The organism is Mycobacterium sp. NAZ190054, from assembly GCF_001545925.1.
In the GTDB taxonomy this organism is placed as follows: domain Bacteria; phylum Actinomycetota; class Actinomycetes; order Mycobacteriales; family Mycobacteriaceae; genus Mycobacterium.
The window spans coordinates 1-16,356 of the sequence record NZ_LMVQ01000025.1 but is presented as its reverse complement, the minus strand read 5'-3'; the positions used below and the strand labels follow the sequence as shown (position 1 = coordinate 16,356).

Here is a 16,356-nt window from a genome sequence, read left to right as displayed (position 1 = left end):
GGCCGCGACGGCGATTCGCCCGGTTCCCTCCTCCATGACCGCCAGCGCCCACGACCCCTCGGCTCGCGCGAGCGCCTTCTGCACGGCCAGCACGAGGTCCTCTTCGGCCAGCCGTTCGTCCTCGATGAGGTGACACAGCACCTCACTGTCCACAGCGGTCTCGAATGTGTGTCCCGCACAAACGAGTTCGGCCCGCAAGACATCTGCGTTCTCGATGATCCCGTTGTGCACGACGCTGACCTGTCCCGTGCAGTCGGCATGTGGGTGCGCGTTGCCGGGCGTCACCGCACCGTGGGTCGCCCACCGCGTGTGGCCGATTCCGGCCCCGTCGAACCGGGGACCGCTCCACTGTCCCAGCAACCGGTCGAGGTCGTCCATCCGGCCGGTCGTCCGCAGCCGGACGACGTCGCCGTCGGCGGTCTGCAACGCGACCCCCACCGAGTCGTAACCGCGGTACTCGAGCCGACGCAGGCCTACCCGCAGATACTCGACGGCCGGCCGATGAGTCCGGCACGCAATGATTCCGCACATCACCGAACTCCTTCGGAACGGTCAACTGATGATGAGCCCGGGAGCCCCCCGATTCGTTCTCCGGCCGGGTTCGGCGACCCTCGATGAAGGTGTTGGTCATCCCCCGCAAACACGTCTCAACTATCTTTCGCGCAAAGCCGTTGGTAAATGGGCCATGAGAGCGATTTCCGGCATGTGCCCCGGACCGGACCGGGGACTAGTCCGGCCGTAGACCCTCGGTGGCGAGCATGTTGCGGGCGAGCGACGCCGCCTGCTCACGCGAACTGACACCCAGCTTGGTCAGTACGCTGTGCACGTGGTTCTTCACGGTGTGCACTGCGATACAGAGCCGTTCGGCGATCTCACGGTTTGCCATGCCGGCCTCCAGCATGCGAAGGATCTCGATCTCCCTGGCCGTCAAGACGACCTCCTTCGCCGCGGGCTGGCGCTGGGCGGCCAGCGCCGACAGCCGTCGGAGCAAAATCCCCGAGACCCGGGGTGAACACGACGACTCCCCGGCAGCAACCTTGCGTATCAGCACGAGGAGATCCTCGAGGGATTCGTTGCGCAGGTGATACCCCACCGCGCCGGCCTCGGCGCACTCGACGATTGCGGACTCGTCGTCCTCGGAGACTCCGATGACGACCACCCGGGCGTCGGGATTGTGCCTGAGCACCTGCCGCAACAGCACCGAACTGTCGTGCGTCGCCATGTTCAGCAGGATGACACCCGGGCGCATCGCTTCGATCTCTGCCATCAGCGACGTCAGATCCCATGCCACGCTCGTGGCCACATCGTCGCGCTGCCCGGTCAGGACGCCGACGAGACACTCCCGGTAGAGGGTGCAGTCGTCGACGATCAGCACCCGGGTGACGTAGCGCGAGCCCGGTCCGACACCGACCGGGTTCAGGTCATCGACGATCGTCAGAGCGACCGTCGGCTGCTGCACTGTCACCGGCCGCTCCCCCGTGTGTGTCTGCCATCGCAGCGGGCCATTGGCCAGACCGGCTCGGCGCCACGGTGTTTGGCCCGCCGCCTGGACGGGAACACCGCGCACTGCCAGCTCATCCGACACACCACCACTATCGGTGCCGGCGTCACTGCCGTATATGGGTCATCGGGACCAATTTCGACTAGATCCGGATCCAGACCCGTCATGCGGTCCCGGGTCCAGGTCCAGGTCGTGAGACATCGCCGCGGCCTCGGCACGGGTGCTGACTCCGAGCTTGGTCAGCAGGCTGTGCACGTGACTCTTCACGGTATGGACCGCGATGGACAAGTGGCTTGCGATGTCCTGGTTCGATCGGCCCAGTCTGAGCAGCCGGAGGATCTGAATCTCCCGGGACGTGAGGCCCGGGTCCCGCGCGACCGGCCGCCGTCGTCCCGCGACCGTCGACGCGCGTCTGAGCAGAATCGCCGAAACCTCGGGTGGGCAGGAGATCTCGCCCTGCGCGACACCGCGGATCAGCACCAGCAGATCCGCCAGCGAGTCCGCTCGCATGTGATAGGCCGCCACGCCGGCCTCGGCGCAGGCGATGAGGGCGTCCTCGTCGTCCTCGGACGCACCGATCGCGATCACCGGAACCCGCGGACTCAGGCTGGTGGTGGCGCGCAGGAAGGTCGGGACTCCGATCGTGGCGAGGTTCAGCAGGATCACCAGCGGCGCCAACGCGCCCAGCGTCCCGATCAGGGACGGCAGGTCCCAGGCCGTGCGGACCGGACGGACTCCGTTCGCCGCGAGTGCCGACGCCAAGGCGTCGCGGTACACCGCGCAGTCATCGATGATCAGGACGTTTCCACCCGAGTTCGCCCGCCGGTCACCGTTGGTGAATTGCCCCGTCATGTCCGCCACATCCGGTCAGCACCGCGTCTCAACCGCTCGCCGAGTCGCCCGGCGACGAACCGTTGTCGCCCCCGGACGGAGATCCGTCCCCACCGCCACCTGACGGAGAATCGTCTCCACCGCCGCCTGCCGGCGAGTCGTCACCACCGCCATCCGGCCCACCGGTCGACGGATCCTCGCCTCCCCCCGATGCGCCGCCGGGAGGCTCCTCGCCTGTGCTTCCGCCGGTCTCGGGCTCGGTCGAGCCGTCGTCGAGCCCGCCACCGTCACCGCCCGGGGCCGTGCCGTCGACGGGATCGCCGGGAGGATCCGGCTCGATCGTCGGGGGCGGGGTGAATACCGGCTCCGGGACATGGCTCGGAGGCGGTTCCACCGGTATCGGAACCTCGGAATGGGTTGGTGGCGTGTAGGTTTCGACCACCTCCTGCACTGGTTCGGGAGGAGGTGGAGGTGGCGGTGGCGGAGGTGGCGGCGGGGGCGGAGGCGGCTCGACCTGCGTCGGGGTGGCCGGCCCCGGCACGTCGGGCGCTGCAGGAGCAACCGACTGAGCGGGCGCCGGGGCCGGCACCGTTTCGGGTGGCGGCAGCACCGCCAGGATCTCCAGGGGGACGGGCAGCCGATGGAACCCCAAGGGCTCGACGAACCGCGGCAACATTCTGGTCAGCACGATCGACAGTTCGTCGAGAACCTGGACGGGCAGCTGGTGTAGCAGAAAGTTCAGGTAGAGCAGCCACTCTGCCAGCGTTCTCGGAAGAACGGCTGCCCCGCTTCCACCCCCGCCGCCCCCACCACCGCCGCCGAGCATGGCGGTTTGGAATGTGAGCACGTCCGCCGGGGTAGCGGCCAGGCCCATGTCCTCGAGAACTTCGCGCAGCCCGTTCGTGTCCGTCAGCGTCATCACCGAGCCGATCGGCACAACCTGGGTGTTCTGCGCCAGAATCCTGGCCACCTGCAGCAGTTCCGCGATGCCGGCCTCGTCCAACTCGGCGGCGTGTTCGACCGATATCGATTCGATACGGACAGGGAGCCCGAATGCGTTGTCGATACCGGGCAGGTCCAGCATGCCGAAGATCGGCACCTCGTCGGGGGCCGGATACAGCGAGGCACTGATGGCCAATCCGCCGGCGACGATCGCCGCGATCAGCGAGCGTGAGGACCGACGCTCGTGTTCGAGGGGCTTTCCCGTTCGCCGTGACGGCGTGGCACAGACGAACAGGTTCCGTCGGTCTGACATGTGGCCCCTCCTCATCGACTGCGCGCGACGAGCCGGCATCGGCCCGCAGGCAGGTGATCACCTCCGCGCCGACTCGCCCTTGTGCTACTACTATCAACCGCGCTGTGGCCCAACGTATATGGACCGATGGAGCGATCTTCGGCTCTGGACCTTGCCTAGTTCCTCGCGCGGGCCGGTTGATGCAGCGTCCGGGAGCAGGCCGCCGCCTCGGCCCGTGACCGGACGCCGAGCTTGCTCAACACGCTGTGCACGTGGTTCTTGACCGTGTGCAGGGTGATGCACAGCTGGTTCGCGATATCGCGGTTGGTCAACCCCATTTCGAGCATGCGGAGGATCTCCATCTCCCGCGTGGTCAGATCCGGATCCCTGGGACCGGACCGTCGCGAGGCCACCGCCGACAGGTGTCGCATCAGCACCGCCGAGACCCCCGGTGAGCACGAGGCCTGTCCGTCGATGACATCGACGATGACGGTGAGCAGTTCATCGAGGGACTGGGAACGCAGGTGATAGCCGGCGACTCCGGACTCAGCGCACGCGATGATCTCGGCCTCGTCCTCGGCGACACAGACGGCGATCACCCTGGTCGTGGGACAGGCCCGCCGTATGCCACAGAGAAGGGCGATGCTGTCACGCGTGGTCATGCTCAACAGGACGACCTGCGGAGCCACCTCGCCGATCGCGACGCGGACCGACGGCAGATCCCATGCGACGGCGGGCTTCGCACCGCCCTCGCGAAGTACGGCGGCGAGGTTCTCACGCTGGAGTGTGGAGTCGTCGATGATCAGCATCCGGGTCGCGGCCAGCCGGCCCCGACCGCGTTCCGGCGCGACGGCGTGGACGGTCGGCCACACGACGCACGGCATGGGCCGCGACTCTGCGGTGCGGCTGACCGTGTTCGACATCTGAGCCATTGTTCGACCCCGCTCCGCTGTTACCCGAAGCCTGCAAGCGCGAGATGCCATCCCCCACGACGCCCCCGGGAAGCCGCCCTGCTGACGGCATGGACAATTATGGGGATTTGCCAGAATCGCCGTCAAGCGTACATTTTCGCCGATCTGCTCAGTATTCGCGCAGTCAAATATGTGACCGGATAACTCTCGGCGCCGTCGGCACCACGTCGTCGAGCCACTCGCCGAGCCTCTGCAGAGCGGCAACGGCCTGGGGTAGCCGCGGAACGAAGTAGTGCCACACATGGATCATTCCCGGCCACGTCTCAAGATCGACCGGGGATCCGGCCGCGGTCGCGGCGCGGGCGAACGCCACCGCGTCGTCATGCAGGCCCTCCAGTTCGGCCACCTGCACCAGAGTGGGCGGCAGACCGGCCAGCTCGCCCAGCAGCGGCGACACCGCGGGATCCTCCGGTGACGCAACGCCGTTCAGATAGTGGCCCACCATCTGCTCCAGCAGCCAGCGTGGTGTCTGTGGATCGAACTCGTCGTTGGCGTCGATGGAGGCTGCGCACAGCCGCAGGTCCAGAAACGGTGACAACAGCACCAGAGCGGCTGGGCGTTTGTCGGCGCCGACGCTCTGGGCGACCCGCAGGCTCAGCGCCCCGCCCGCCGAATCACCCACCAGAACAACAGGTTTCCCGGTCGAACGGGTCAGCGCGTCATAACACAGCGTCGCCTGGTCCACTTGGTGCGGAAACCGGTACTCCGGCGCCAGGTCGTAGTCCGGCACCACCACGGTCCGCCCGGTCATCGCCGCCAGATGCGACGCCATCGGGCGGGACGTCGCCGTGGACCCCATGATGAAGCCGCCGCCATGGAAGTAGAGCAGGATCTGATCGCCGCGATGCACGCCCGGCGTGTGTTGCTCCGCCGGCACCGGCCCGCACAGGCCGGTGGCGTCCACCACCACGTCGGGATGCACGGTGCGGGATCGGGCCGCCGCTTCGAACACTTCGCGGTGCCGCCGAGGTGTCCAGTCCCGCTGCGGTGCGTGGCGCCGCAGTGCCCCGACGAGTCCGCGAACCTCGGCGGCCAGGCGCTGGTCGGGGCTCACCGACTGCCGACCCGTTCGCGGCCCAGCTCGTCGAGCAGCGAATCGCGCAGCTTGAACTTCTGCAACTTGGTGGCCGACATGGGCCATTCGGTCACCAGTCGCACGATCCGGGGCACCTTGAATGCCGCGAGTCGCTGGGCGCAGAACTCGACGAGTTCGTCCGGGTCGGCGTGACAACCGGGTTTGAGCTCGACGAAAGCCGCGGGCACTTCCAGCAACCGGGGGTCGGGGATCGACACGACGGCGGCCAGGGTGACCGACGGGTGCTGGCAGAGCACGAACTCGATCTCCGAGGCGGCCACATTCTCGCCGCCCACTTTCAGCATGTCCTTCAGCCTGCCCTCGTAGACCAGGTAGCCATCGTCGTCGAGACGCCCCAGGTCACCGGTGTGGAACCAGCCGTCCTCGTCGACGGGGCTCCTGGGGTCGCCGTGGTAGCGGCGCAGCACGCTGGTGGAACGCACGGCGATCTCACCGGCCACACCCGAGGGCGCACGCGCGCCGGTCTTGGGGTCGATGATCTGGAGTTCCACTCCCGGGAAGGCGACGCCGGCGGTCGTGGCCCGCACGTCGGCGGGATCGCCGATTCGGTTGTACACCACCACTCCACCGATCTCCGTGCAGCCGTAACACGACACCTGGACCGCCGACGGGATGGCCTGCTGGACCCGTTCGAGCAACCCGCGCGGTCCGATGGCCAGGATCCACCGCACCGACGACAGATCCGTCTCCGCGAAGTGGGGCGAGTCCAGCAGTGCGGTGATGAGGGTGGAGAAAGCGGGGTAGGCGACGGTGACGCGCTCGCGCTGTATCAGCGCCAGTGCCTCGCCGGCGTCGAAATGTGCTGCAGTGCAAAAGGTTGCACCGCGCTGCAGTGCTCCCAACAGCGGCAGTAGCCCACCGGTGTGGAACAGCGGCAACGGGTCCCACACCACGTCGGTACCGGATACCCCCATGACGTCGGCGGTGGCCAGTGCGGTGCGGGTGAACGCGGGCAGGCTGTGGACGCAGCCCTTGGGGTTGGCGGTGGTGCCCGAGGTGTAGATGGTCAGCAGTTCGTCGTCGCCGGGTTCACCCGGGGCGTATTCCGCCGGCGCGGCGACCGTGTCGACGGCGTTGTACCGCGGTGCGGTGATCACATGCCGCAGGGCCGGCGCGCCCGGAAGGTCGAGCGGACCGCGCAGGTCGGCGGGCGATGCGGCGCCGATCGCATCCGCCACCCGGGCCGCGAGGTCGGGCGCTCCGGGCCCGGGGGCGGACACCACGAGCACGCCGACACCGGAATCCTGCAGGACGAAGCGCAGTTCGTGGGTGCGATACCTGGTGTTGACGGGCAGCACCCGGGCGCCGATGCGCCAGGCGGCGAGCAGCACGGCGATCATTTCGACGGAGTTCGGCATCAGCACCGCCACACGCGATCCGCGCCGCACTCCGTACGACGACAGCAGCGACGCGTAGGCCGCGATGACGGCGGGCAGTTCCCGGTAGGTCACGCGATCGCCGTCGGCGACCAGCGCGAACCGATCCCCGAAACCCTCCATGCGGTGCGTCAGATCAAGCATCGATGTCTCCTCCTGTCCATTCGACCACATCTCCACCGCCCCTGGTTGAACTGGTCGCCCTTAACTATATACACTGACCGCTCAGGATACTTAAGAGGAGGTTGGCGCCACGTGACAACGCTGAGCGAGCGCGATCAGGCAATGACGATGCCCCCGGTCATCGGCGGTGCCACCCGTCCGGTCCGACGCGGGGACCTGGAAACCGCACTGCAGGACGCGAACATCCCCGTCCTGCTGGCCGTGCTGGCCCATCTCACCGGCGAGGACAAGTGGTTGCAGGAGCCCTACCGGCCCTCGCGCACTCGCGGGCTGTCCGACCACGCCGACGGCGGGCTCCTCCCTGAGGTGCAGCAGCAGGTACGCGATGCGGTGCTCGAGCTGCTGACCGCCGAGCCGCACTGTGAGTTCGCCCCTGCCCTCGACGACGAGCGGATGGCCCGCATCATGTCGAACTGCATGGGCGAGGACGTGCCCGCCGCCTACAGCGAGATGATGCGCGAGGAGATGGGGCTCAAGGCCCGGTTCGACACCGATCGGATCCGCGACTGCCGCACCACCACCACCTATTCGGTGGTGATCGTCGGCGCCGGGGTGTCCGGCCTGTGCATGGCCGTCCAATTGGCCGCTGCCGGAGTTGATTTCACCATCGTGGAGAAGAACCCGGACGTCGGCGGCACCTGGTACGAGAACCGGTACCCGGATTGCGGCGTAGACACCCCGAGCTACTGGTATTCCTACTCGTTCTCCATGTCGAACTGGAACCGCTTCTACTCCAAGCGCGACGACGTTCATCAGTACTTCCGCGGGGTCGCAGAACAGTTCGGCGTTCGCGACCACATCCGGTTCGACACCCGTGTGGAGTCCGCCGAGTTCGACGCGGCCGAGTCGAGTTGGGCGGTGCGCACTCGCGGCCGCGACGGCACCGCGCAGGTGTTGCGGGCCCGCTTCCTGATCAGCGCGGTGGGTCAGCTGAACATCCCGAAGACGCCGGCCATCCCGGGTGCAGAACAGTTCGGCGGCCTGCAGTTCCACTCCGCGCGCTGGCCAGAGTCGGTGGATCTGACCGGCAAGAAGGTGGCGGTGATAGGAACCGGTGCCAGCGCAATGCAATTCGTCCCGGCCATCGCCCGCGAGGTGGCCGGTCTGACGGTGTTCCAGCGCTCACCGCAGTGGATCGCGCCGAATGCCGAGTACGGCCGCGCCGTCAGCGATCGCGTCCGTTACCTGATGCAGCACGTGCCGTACTACGCGGCGTGGTACCGCATGCGCCAGGTCTGGTCGTTCGGCGACAAGATCCACCAGAGCCTGGTAATCGACCCGGAGTGGACCGACCGCGACGCCTCCATCAACTCGATCAATGCCGGTTACCGCAAGTACTTCACCAAGTACATGGAGGACAAACTCGCCGGCCGGCCCGACCTGCTGGAGAAATCGCTTCCGGATTACCCGCCGTTCGGCAAGCGGATGCTGCTCGACAACGGCTGGCTCGACACGCTGCGCCTCCCCCACGTCGAGCTGGTCACCGATCGCATCGACCACCTCAGTGCAGACGCGGTGCACACCGTCGACGACTCCGGCACGGACACCGCGCACCCCGCCGACGTCGTGGTGTACGCAACGGGTTTCGACTCGCTGAACCTGTTGGGCTCCATGGACATCGTGGGCCGCGACGGCGTGCGCCTTCGCGACGTGTGGGGCCCCGACGACGCCCGCGCCTATCTCGGCATGTCACAACCGGGCTTCCCGAACCTGTTCTTCCTCTACGGCCCCAACACCAACCTGGGACACGGCGGCAGCCTGATCTTCATCGCCGAGTGCCAGGTGCGCTACATCCTGGACCTGCTCGCCCAGATGATGGAGATCTCCGCCGTCGAGATCGAATGCCGGCAGGACCTTTTCGACCAGCACAACCGCGAGATCGACGAGGCACACATGCATCTCATCTGGACACATCCCGGTATGGACACCTGGTACCGCAACCGGAACGGCCGCGTGGTGACCAACTCACCGTGGCGGCTGCTCGACATGTGGCAGCAGACCTCGACCGCCAACCTCGCCGACTACCACGTCAAGCGGTGACGCGTGCCGACGGCGCCACGCCGCCAAGGGCGAACTGCGCGAACTGGCGACCCACGTCGGCGGCGTCGAGGCGCCCGTCCGGGTGGAACCACCTGGCCATCCAGTTGAGCATGCCCACGATCACCAGCGCGACCACCCTGGGCTGCCCCGTGTCGCGCAGACAGCCCTGCGCGACACCGGCCTCGATGATCTCGGCGATCCCGTCGACGTAGCGGCCCCGCAGCGCGGCGATCTGCTTGCGCCGGTCACTGGGCAGATAACGGAGCTGCTCGGTGAAAACCCGGACCCAGGTCTGCTGCTCGCCCATCACCCGGGCGTGGTTGACGATCACCGTGCGCAGCGCGTCCACGGGCTCCTGCGCGTGGGTTCGCCATTCCTCCAGCAGCGCAAGGGTTCTGACGGCGAACTGGAATTGGATGGCGTACAGCAGATCCTCTTTGGAACCGATGTGGTAGAACAGCGCACTCTTCGTCATACCGGCGGCGTCGGCGATCTCCTGCGTGCTGGTCTCGGCATACCCGCGGTGGGCGAACAGCGTGACCGCGGCCTCCAGCGCGTGCTGCGGCGTCGATCCGCCCACCGTGGCCGCCTCACCGTGGTCGAACTCGAGCGCGGGGAACTGCACCGCGGCGTGCCGGTGCTCATCACCGTCGGTGTTGCGCAGGCCGGCGAGCACCAGCTGTGCGAGCAGGTCGGTCAGCTTCGCCGTCGGCAATGAGCCTGCCGCGGTGTACCACTGGTACACCGACGCCAGCGCACCGAAGATCCCGGCCGAGATGACGTCGACGTCGATCCGGGCGTCGAACTCACCGGACTCGATTCCCGCGGTGAGGATTTCGCGCAGCCTGCGCTCGAATCCGTCGCGTCTGTCCACCACCGACTTCTTGGCCTCCGGCGTCAGCTGGTTGGACTCGTCGAAGAACACCCGCACCGCGCGCTGATGGCGCACGATCACCGTGACGTAGGCACGGACGAAGGACTCCAGCCGCGCGGTGGCCGACGCGTTGTCACCGCCCTTGTCCAGCAGCGACTCCGCGGCGTCGAGGAACTGCTCGTGGATCATCAGCAGGAAATCCTGCTTGCTGCTGACGTACCGGTACAGCGTGCGTTTGGTGATGCCCGCCGCCTCGGCGATGTCATCCATCGAGGTACGGCCGAAACCCTTCTTGTCGAACAGCGTGGTACCGCTGGCGAGGATCTTCTCCAGCCTTCGCCGCTGGGCCTCGGGTGCCCGAATAGGGGTACGTTGCATCATTCTCCGCGAGCGTATGGACCGACCCATGCACGATACGCTCGGCGACGACGTCAGGGGGCAGGTGTGCGCCCCGACGGCTCCGCCGTCGCGTCCTCCGAGGCTTCTTCGATCTCGCGCCCGTTCGTCTCGGTGAAGGCCCATGCCAGCAGCGCCAGCAGCCCGAACATCCCGGCGCTGACGAACACGATCGGGCGGTACCCGAAGACCGGAACGAGCGCCGCGGCGATCAACGGCGGGAAGAAGGACATGCTGCGGGCGATCTGCAGCGCCGAGGATACGGCCGTGGCGCGGATGCTCGCCGGGAACGACTCCGAGAACAGGGCGCCGAACACCGCGGGCCCGTTCGCCCCGACGAAGAACGCGAAGAACGCGACCTTGACCCAGGTGCCGCCCTCGAGCAACTGGTCCCACGTCATCGCCAGCAACAGTCCACTGACGAACGCGGTGCCCGCCAGGATGCTCAACGTCAGGCGGCGGCCCAGCCGGTCGCTCATGTAGGAGCCGATGAGGCAGCCGATGCCTCCGGCCACCGCGGTGAACATCAGCCACGTCGAGGCGCCGGTGACGCTGGCGCCCTGGTCGACCAGGTACTTCGGCAGGAAGGAGGCCAGCCCGTAGTAGGCGAAGAACTGCAGGCAGCCGGCGATCAGGCAGAGCGTCCACACCCGCGCGATCCGGGCGGTGATCTTGACCTTGGGCCGTGCCCCCGGGTCCGTGTCGACGCGTTGTTCCCACACTTCGGATTCGGGGGTGTGCCGGCGCACCCACAGCGCGAACAACACAGGCAGCCCGGACACCACGAAGGTCCAGCGCCAACCGATGATCGGCATCAGGAAACCACCCACCAGGGCGCCCGCGATGATACCGAGATAGATCCCGCCGTAGAGCAATCCGCTCCACCAGCCGCGGCGGTTGGCCGGGACGAGCTCGCTGACCAAGGTCTGGCCCACCCCGAATTCGCCGCCGATGCCCAATGCCGCCAATGCGGTGAGCACCATCATCACCTCGTAGTTGGGTGCGCCCGCGCGGGCAAGGGTGAACACCGAGAACACCAAGATGGTCAGCATCAGGACCTTCTTGCGGCCGATGCGGTCGGCCAGCCAGCCGAACAGCACCCCACCGACGCCCATGGCGAACAACTGCACGGCCAGCAGCGCTCCGACCTGACCGTTGCTGAGGTCGAACTCCTGGGCCAGCGGGATCACCAGCAGGGTGAGCAGGAAGACCTCGTAGTAGTCGAAGATCCACCCGATCAGCGCGCCCAGGAACGCGCCGCGCTGCGCCTTGTTCAAGCCGGTTCCGGTAGCCGTGGCTGCCGCGGGAATCGTGTTGGTCACAGGTCCGTCCTTCGTGATTACCTCGGGTTCGCGAGTCGGCAGTGCCGTGGCTCACACCGCGCCTCGCCGCTGACAGTACACCCCAATCCGCCCTATGTATACTGACCGGACAGATTCATTTAGGAGGTTTAGCCCGCGATGCAAACCGTCTTTCTGCTCGGTGGCCGCCGTTCTCCGTTCGCGCGCAGGAGGGGCCGCCTCGCAGAAGTCAACGCCGCTGACCTGCTCGCGACGGTCACCGCGGATACCCTCGAAGCCCTCGGCGTCGCGCCGCACGACGTCGGACAGGTGATCACCGGTTGTGTCACCAAGGTGGGCGACCAGGCCAACAACGTCGGGCGCACCGCCTGGCTCACCGCCGGCCTGCCGGCCGAGGTCCCGGGAGTCACCGTCGACGCGAAGTGCGGTTCCAGCCAGCAGGCGGTGCATTACGGCGCGGCGCTGATCGCCTCCGGCGTCACCGACGTCGTCGTGTGCAACGGGGTGGAACACATGAGCCGGCACCCGCTGGGTCAGGACGTGGGCACCGAGGCCGGGGACCCCTACTCACAGCGCTACCGGGACCTGTGGGCGGTCACCTCACAGGGCGAGGCCGCGGAACGAATCGCCGCACGATGGAAGATCGACCGTCGACGCTGCGACGAGCTGGCCCTGGCCTCGCAGGAGCGCGCCGCACGGGCGCTGGCGTCGGGACGGCTGGCGCACGAGATCACCGCCGTGCACCAGATGACCGAGGACGACGGGCCACGCCCCTCGACCGCGGACACGCTGGCGGCACTGCGGCCGGCGTTCGACCCCGAAGGGGTTCTCACCGCCGGCAATTCGTCGCAGATCACCGACGGCGCGGCCTGCGTGGTGCTGGTCTCCGGACGCTACGCTCGCGCGCACCGGCTGGAACCGCTCGCCGAGGTCGAGCACCAGAGCCTGGTCGGCGTCGATCCCGACATCAAACTCACCGGCCCCATCCCCGCCACCGAGGCCGTCCTGCGCACCGGCGGACTGACACCGACGGACCTGGACCTCGTCGAGGTCAACGAAGCCTTCGCCAGCGTGCTGGGCGCCTGGATGGCGGAGTTCCCCGTGCCGCTGGAGAAGATCAACGTCAACGGCGGCGCCATCGCACTCGGCCACCCCGTCGGCGCCACCGGGGCACGGCTGTTGCTCACCGCCGCAACCGAACTGCGGCTCACCGGAGCACACCGCGCGCTGGTGACGATGTGCTGCGGCGGCGGCCTCGGCACCGCAACGACACTCACGGCGGCGTGACGGTGACCGCAGCATTGCTCGTCGAACGCCACGACGGGGTCGAGACCTGGACCTTGAACCGGCCGCATCAGCGCAACCCGATCACCGACGACGACATGGTGGCGGCCGTCGTCGCTGCCGTCGCACGCGCCGACGACGGTCCGGACGTGCGCTGCATCGTCCTCACCGGCGCCGACCCCGCCTTCTCGGCCGGCGGCAACATCAAGGAAATACGTTCCGGAGCCCGCCATTTCGGCGCACCTCCGTATCTGACCGCCGAAGGCTACCGCGCCGGGGTGCAACGCCTGGCGGCCGCGGTGTTCGGCTGCCAGACACCGGTGATCGCCGCCGTCAACGGGCCTGCCATCGGCGCCGGCTGCGACCTGGCGCTGATGTGCGACGTGCGGATCGCCTCGCCGCGGGCCCGGTTCGCCGAGAGCTTCGTCCAGCTGGGACTGGTGTCCGGGGACGGCGGCTCATGGCTGCTGCCCCGCGCCGTCGGTGCCTCCCGGGCCGCCGAGATGTCGCTGACCGGCGACCCGATCGATGCCGACACCGCCGCCGCGTGGGGGCTGGTCTCCCGCGTCGTCCCGCACGACGAACTGCTCTCTGCGGCACAAGCTCTCGCGGCCCGTATCGCCGCCAACCCGCCGGCAGCGGTCCGGATGGCCAAACGCCTGCTGCGTCAGGGTGAGCACGGGCGGTTCACCGAGGCGCTGGAATCGGCCGCCGCGCTGCAGGCCCTCGCGCATCACACCGCTGACCACCGGGCCGCGGTGTCGGAGCACCCCGGCCCCTACACGGGAAGGTGACGCCATGACGGCATCCACACTGGCGCGGATCGGCCTGCCCGCCGTCGCCCCCACCGATGCGATACGCGAACTGCGCGCGCAGGTGCGCGAATTTCTGCGCACCGAACGCGAACGCGGCGGATTCACCCCCACGGTCAACAGCTGGATGTCGGGCTGGGACCGGGATTTCAGCCGTCGGCTCGCCAATGCCGGCTTTCTGGGCATGACCATCCCCACCCAGTACGGCGGACGGGGCCGCACGTTCCTCGACCGTTTCGTGGTGAACGCCGAGCTGCTGGCCGCCGGCGCCCCGGTGGCCGCGCACTGGTTCGCCGACCGCCAGGTGGCACCGGCCCTCCTGAGCTCCGGCACCGAAGCCCAGAAACGCCGGTTCCTGCCGGCGATCGCCGCCGGTGAGGCGACGTTCGCCATCGGGATGTCCGAACCCGACTCCGGGTCAGACCTGGCGAGCATCAGGACACAGGCGCGTCGCGACGGCGACGGGACCTGGCGGCTGTCCGGGACCAAGGTGTGGACCTCCGGAGCGCATCGTGCCGACCACATCCTGCTGCTGGCGCGGACCCAGGCCAAAGACCCCGCCGCCCGGCACGCCGGGATGAGCCAGTTCATCGTCGACCTCTCCACCCCGGGCATCGACATCCGGCCCATCGTCTCGATGGACGGCGAACACCACTTCAACGAGGTGATCTTCGACCAGGTGGCCGTCGGCGATGACGCCCTCCTCGGCGTCGAGGGCAACGGCTGGGCCCAGGTCACCAGCGAGCTCGGCTTCGAACGCAGTGGGCCGGAACGGTTTTTGTCGACCCAGGTGCTGCTGGAGTCCATCCGGGAGCACATCGGTCACCTGTCGCCCGGCTGGGCGTCCGAGCTCGGCCGCTACGGTGCGCGCCTGGCCGCGCTGCACCAGATGTCGATGTCGGTGGCCGACGCCCAGTCCCGCGGCCGTGACGCCGCGACGGTCGCCGGCCTGGTCAAGATGCTGGGCACCGCCACCGAAGGCGAGCTCACCGAGAACGTCGGCATCGAAGTCACACCGGCGGCGCCGCCCGTACTGGCGAGCTTCGTAAGACAAGCCATGACCACCCGCGCCGGCTTCACTTTGCGCGGTGGCACCAACGAGATACTGCGGGGCGTGCTGGCCCGCGAGATCGGACTTCGATGACCCTCACCGACACCCGTCCCGACACAGCGCTGGCCGAGCTGTTCGGCCAGATCCTCGAACAGACCCCGCCGGCACATTCCGGACTCGACCGCGCCCTGTGGGACCGGCTCACCGAGCTGGGGTTGACCACCATCACCTCCGTTCAGGGCGGCACCTGGGCCGACGCGGTGACGGCGTTGCGCGCCCTCGCTGAGCACGGGGCGCAGCTCCCGCTGGCCGAACACGACCTGCTGGCCAACTGGTTGCGCCGGCAGGCCGGCCTGACGGTGCGCGATCAGCCCAGCACCGCTGTGGTGGTCGGCGGCGATGACGCCGTCAGTCACGCGACGTGGCTGCCGTACGTCGAACACGTGATGGTCCTGCGGATCTCGGGTGAGAAGCTGTACGTGAGCGAACACGAGCCGGCGTCACTGTCCGCCGGTACCGACCGCGAGCCCGGCCTCCCGGAAGAAGACGCCGTCGACGTCGACCCCGGGTTGTTCTGGGAGTACCGGCTCCGCGGCGCACTGGCTCGCTCGGCTCAGATCAGCGGCGCCATCGCATCGGCTGTCGACCTGACAATCCGCTATGCGGGCGAACGGGTTCAGTTCGGCAGACCCATCGCCGCGTTCCAGGCTGTCCGACATCTCGCCGCCGACGCGGTCGCCGAAACCGCGCTGGCGATGACCGCGGTGGACGCGGCCGCCGCGGCCGCTGAGCGTGACGGGATCACCGCTCCGGGCACCGTCGCCGCCGTCGCGACCGCGAAATCGGTCAGCACACGGGCAGCCACCGTCGTGGTATGCAATGCCCACCAGGTGCACGGGGCGATCGGCACCACGGCCGAACACCCGTTGCACCGCCGCACACAACCAATCGGGTTGTGGAGTCAAGAGTTCGGCTCAGCGCTGGAGTGGGAGACGTTCATCGCCGACGGGCTGCGACGTGACCACGGATCTGTCTGGAGTTGGATATGCCGGTGATGTCAGCCCAGGATCAGCCCGGACGTCGGCACCCCGGTCCCGGCGGTCACCAGCACGTGCTCGACGCCGGGCACCTGGTTCACCGACGTGCCGCGTAGCTGGCGCACACCCTCGGCGATGCCGTTCATCCCGTGGATGTAGGCCTCGCCGAGCTGACCGCCGTGGGTGTTGATCGGCAGCCTGCCGCCGATCTCGATCGCGCCTCCGGCGATGAAGTCCTTGGCCTCGCCCTTACCGCAGAAGCCCAACTCTTCGAGCTGGATCAGGGTGTACGGCGTGAAGTGGTCGTAGAGCACCGCCGTCTGGATGTCGTCGGGTGACAGGCCGCTCTGTTCCCACAGTTGACGTCCG

At 68.1% G+C, this 16,356-nt stretch carries 13 protein-coding genes and 2 pseudogenes; 5 read left to right on the top strand and 10 right to left on the bottom strand.

All coding sequences use genetic code 11. The features are described 5' to 3' along the window. The 7 genes and pseudogenes from ASJ79_RS02895 to ASJ79_RS02865 form a co-directional block, all read right to left on the bottom strand. Positions 1 to 531 (bottom strand): annotated as a pseudogene (locus ASJ79_RS02895) (glutamine--fructose-6-phosphate transaminase (isomerizing)); the annotation flags it as partial. A 196-nt stretch (positions 532 to 727) separates the two neighbouring features. Beyond that, positions 728 to 1,459, bottom strand: a complete 732-nt coding sequence (locus ASJ79_RS02890; protein WP_369803606.1) for a LuxR C-terminal-related transcriptional regulator — start codon at positions 1,457 to 1,459, stop codon at positions 728 to 730. 165 nt (positions 1,460 to 1,624) lie between these two features. Further along, complete coding sequence (locus tag ASJ79_RS02885; protein ID WP_082753634.1) at positions 1,625 to 2,353, bottom strand: response regulator transcription factor; 729 nt, start codon at positions 2,351 to 2,353, stop codon at positions 1,625 to 1,627. Between the two features lie 28 nt (positions 2,354 to 2,381). Beyond that, on the bottom strand, positions 2,382 to 3,587 hold the full coding sequence (locus ASJ79_RS34710) for a hypothetical protein (RefSeq protein ID WP_067953012.1): 1,206 nt from the start codon (positions 3,585 to 3,587) through the stop codon (positions 2,382 to 2,384). A gap of 155 nt (positions 3,588 to 3,742) precedes the next feature. Further along, positions 3,743 to 4,489, bottom strand: coding sequence for a response regulator transcription factor (locus ASJ79_RS02875; RefSeq protein ID WP_197420051.1), 747 nt, complete (start codon positions 4,487 to 4,489; stop codon positions 3,743 to 3,745). Between the two features lie 172 nt (positions 4,490 to 4,661). Then, entirely contained in the window at positions 4,662 to 5,591 is a 930-nt protein-coding gene (locus ASJ79_RS02870; protein WP_067953010.1) for an alpha/beta hydrolase, read from the bottom strand. Next, positions 5,588 to 7,153, bottom strand: a complete 1,566-nt coding sequence (locus ASJ79_RS02865) for a class I adenylate-forming enzyme family protein (protein ID WP_197420050.1) — start codon at positions 7,151 to 7,153, stop codon at positions 5,588 to 5,590. Before ASJ79_RS02865 ends, ASJ79_RS02870 begins: the two co-directional genes overlap by 4 nt. A 111-nt stretch (positions 7,154 to 7,264) precedes the next feature. Between ASJ79_RS02865 and ASJ79_RS02860 the strand changes: the two genes are divergently transcribed. Then, entirely contained in the window at positions 7,265 to 9,232 is a 1,968-nt protein-coding gene (locus tag ASJ79_RS02860; protein ID WP_231750695.1) for an NAD(P)/FAD-dependent oxidoreductase, read from the top strand. On the opposite strand, the gene ASJ79_RS02855 is transcribed toward ASJ79_RS02860, so the two are convergent. Further along, a complete protein-coding gene (locus ASJ79_RS02855; protein ID WP_067953006.1) occupies positions 9,222 to 10,487 on the bottom strand; it encodes a TetR family transcriptional regulator in 1,266 nt (421 codons plus the stop codon). The two genes, ASJ79_RS02860 and ASJ79_RS02855, sit on opposite strands and share 11 nt — an antisense overlap. 50 nt (positions 10,488 to 10,537) lie before the next feature. After that, on the bottom strand, positions 10,538 to 11,824 hold the full coding sequence (locus ASJ79_RS02850; RefSeq protein WP_067953004.1) for an MFS transporter: 1,287 nt from the start codon (positions 11,822 to 11,824) through the stop codon (positions 10,538 to 10,540). 138 nt (positions 11,825 to 11,962) lie between these two features. Here ASJ79_RS02850 and ASJ79_RS02845 point away from each other — a divergent pair, with 138 nt between their 5' ends. Genes ASJ79_RS02845 through ASJ79_RS02830 form a run of 4 tightly spaced genes read left to right on the top strand, consistent with a single transcriptional unit; the run spans position 11,963 to position 16,005 of the window. Next, positions 11,963 to 13,090 carry a thiolase family protein gene (locus ASJ79_RS02845; protein ID WP_067953002.1) on the top strand — a complete coding sequence of 376 codons (1,128 nt, stop codon included), beginning with the start codon at positions 11,963 to 11,965 and terminating at the stop codon, positions 13,088 to 13,090. Positions 13,091 to 13,092: 2 nt separating this feature from the next. After that, positions 13,093 to 13,881 carry a crotonase/enoyl-CoA hydratase family protein gene (locus tag ASJ79_RS02840; protein ID WP_067953015.1) on the top strand — a complete coding sequence of 263 codons (789 nt, stop codon included), beginning with the start codon at positions 13,093 to 13,095 and terminating at the stop codon, positions 13,879 to 13,881. Positions 13,882 to 13,885: 4 nt separating this feature from the next. After that, the gene (locus ASJ79_RS02835) at positions 13,886 to 15,043 is read left to right on the top strand and encodes an acyl-CoA dehydrogenase family protein (protein WP_067952999.1); all 1,158 of its coding nucleotides are present in this window, start codon (positions 13,886 to 13,888) and stop codon (positions 15,041 to 15,043) included. Next, positions 15,040 to 16,005 carry an acyl-CoA dehydrogenase family protein gene (locus ASJ79_RS02830; protein WP_067952996.1) on the top strand — a complete coding sequence of 322 codons (966 nt, stop codon included), beginning with the start codon at positions 15,040 to 15,042 and terminating at the stop codon, positions 16,003 to 16,005. The genes ASJ79_RS02835 and ASJ79_RS02830 overlap by 4 nt, the downstream gene beginning before the upstream one ends. A 2-nt stretch (positions 16,006 to 16,007) precedes the next feature. On the opposite strand, the pseudogene ASJ79_RS02825 reads toward ASJ79_RS02830, so the two are convergent. Continuing rightward, positions 16,008 to 16,356: pseudogene (locus ASJ79_RS02825) on the bottom strand (lipid-transfer protein); the annotation flags it as partial.